Source organism: Rhodococcus sp. (in: high G+C Gram-positive bacteria) (assembly GCF_049286785.1).
Classification (GTDB): domain Bacteria; phylum Actinomycetota; class Actinomycetes; order Mycobacteriales; family Mycobacteriaceae; genus Rhodococcus_F.
The window spans coordinates 1-2215 of sequence record NZ_JBAQEO010000293.1 but is presented as its reverse complement, the minus strand read 5'-3'; the positions used below and the strand labels follow the sequence as shown (position 1 = coordinate 2215).

At 61.1% G+C, this 2215-nt stretch carries 3 protein-coding genes; 2 read left to right on the top strand and 1 reads right to left on the bottom strand.

The genetic code is table 11. The annotated features are described in order from the left end of the window. On the bottom strand, positions 1-497 hold a 497-nt coding region (locus WAW17_RS11445), incomplete at its 3' end, for a winged helix-turn-helix transcriptional regulator (RefSeq protein WP_422333096.1). A gap of 488 nt (positions 498-985) precedes the next feature. Between WAW17_RS11445 and WAW17_RS11440 the strand changes: the two genes are divergently transcribed. Together WAW17_RS11440 and WAW17_RS11435 are read left to right on the top strand one after the other, a co-directional pair. Further along, the gene (locus tag WAW17_RS11440) at positions 986-1744 is read left to right on the top strand and encodes an ABC transporter ATP-binding protein (RefSeq protein ID WP_422333095.1); all 759 of its coding nucleotides are present in this window, start codon (positions 986-988) and stop codon (positions 1742-1744) included. Beyond that, a partial coding sequence (locus WAW17_RS11435) for an ABC transporter ATP-binding protein (RefSeq protein ID WP_422333094.1) occupies positions 1741-2215 on the top strand: 475 nt, incomplete at its 3' end. The genes WAW17_RS11440 and WAW17_RS11435, both read left to right, overlap by 4 nt.

Sequence of the window (2215 nt, the reverse complement as noted above, 5' to 3'; positions counted from 1 at the left end):
TCGAGGAGGAGTCGATCATCGACCGATCCCCGGACGTCGCGAGCGGTCAACCCTATTGCGCCGCAATGCCCGCAGCCGAATATAGGTTGGGAATGGTGCCCGCATACGTGGTGTGTCAGTTCGATGTTCGCATCACGGTGGCGCGGTGAAGCCCAGGTGCGGTCCCAGGCCCAGATGGCGACCATGATGGGCCACAGGTCCGTGCCGCATTCAGTCAGCAGGTATTCGTGCCTTGTCGGGTTGGTCTGGTAGCGGACACGTTCCAACAGGCCTGCTTCGACGAGGTTACGTAGGCGGCGCGAGAGCACCGGGTCGGAGATATCGAGGTCGTCGCGTAACTCCTGGAAGCGCCGTGTTCCTAGGAAGATCGCACGCAGGATTCGCACGGTCCACATGTCCCCCAGCATGACGAGCGCACGACCGAGGGCCGACTTCGACCCGTGATCGGGATTATCAGTCGGCAATTTCGCAAGTTTCGGCTTCTTGATTTCGGCCACGTCACACCTTTCCTCATCGTAGATCGGTGATGCCGAGACCCACCCCTTACATCTGTGCATGCGCGTCGCAGACACTCATGATCCTAACGTGTTACCTGCGCGGCGAGGTCAAGACCACGCTGAATGCAACTGTGCACATCGCAGTAGTCCAACGGGGTAGAAGTTGCGGAAGCGCGAAAGTCTCGCTCTGCCGACCCCGGGCCGGGGTCGAAGATGTCTGTCCCGATGTCCCGTCAATTTGTGCCGGTGTGTGCGGGCTCCCATCGCTGTCGTTAGAGAAGTAAAGACGGCGTATCGGTCGATGCCGCCCCAGTGGAGCTGCCGTCGGGTCTCGGTGTGAGCTTACCGGACTGCGATCGATGCACTGTGAGAGTGCAATTCTCGAAGAATGGGGTGGTAGTGATGCCCCTCACATGCTTTACTGTAGCGAGTTCAGTCACTGTTCTAGTGATAGTTATTAGACCCACATCGACGCGAAAGGTGATTCGGTGCTGACAATCTCCGACCTGGCGATGCGCTTCGGTGGCATCACGGCCCTCGATCACGTGAGCTTCACGGTCGCCGACAACGAGATCTGTGGACTCATCGGGCCCAACGGGGCAGGCAAAACATCGTTGTTCAACTGTGTGACACGCATGTACGAGCCCAGCGAGGGGTCGGTCGAGTTCAATGGCACCGATCTTCTCCTGGTCAAGCGTCACCGCATCGTCGAACACAAGATCGCCCGTACATTCCAGAATCTTGCATTGTTTCCCAGCTTGACGGTCATCCAGAACACCGTTGTCGGAGCGCAGATCAGAAACACCCCGAGGCTGCTGCCGTCCGCGCTCCTGTGGCCGACAACGCGCTCGGCCCAGCGGCGACTCGAAGGAGAGGCGTGGGAGTTGCTGAAGTTGCTCGACCTCACCGATGTCGCCCATCATCGCGCAGACGGTCTTCCCTTCGGAACCCTCAAGCGAGTAGAGCTGGCACGGGCACTGATCAGCCATCCCCAACTGCTCATGCTTGACGAGCCGGCCGGCGGGTTGACGCACGCCGAGGTGCACGACCTCGGTCAGTTGATCCTGAAATTACGCAAAGAGTTCGGCTTCAGCGCCCTACTCGTCGAGCACCATATGGGGCTGGTGATGGGTATCTGCGATCACGTGGTGGCCATGGAGTTCGGTCGCACCATCGCCGACGGGCTGCCGGCCGATGTCCAACGTAATCCCGCTGTCGTGGCGGCATACCTGGGGAAGGCCGCATGAGCGCGGTTCCGCTCCTGGAAGTCACAGGCCTCTCCGCCGGCTACGGCGCTGCGTCTGTACTTCGAGACATCGATCTGGCAGTCCAGCCCGGGCAGGTCACCGTCGTGCTCGGTGCGAATGGAGCGGGCAAGACCACGCTCATGCGAGCCTTGGCCGGCACCTTGCCGCACACCGGCACCATCAGCATCGGCGGCATCGACCTGTCCAATTCGCGTCCCGACATCATGCTGCGCCACGGGGTCAGTCTGATCCCGCAGGGACGCGGGACACTGACGGCGATGAGCGTGCGGGACAACCTTCGGGTCGGCGCGGTCAGTCGTAAGGATCGCGAGGGCGTCGAGGCCGATCTCGAGCGCTGGTTCGAGATCTTCCCCCGATTGGCTGAGCGCAGCGAGCAGATTGCCGGCACGTTGTCGGGTGGCGAGCAACAGATGCTCGCTGTTGCGAGGGCTTTGATGAGTCGTCCGAAAC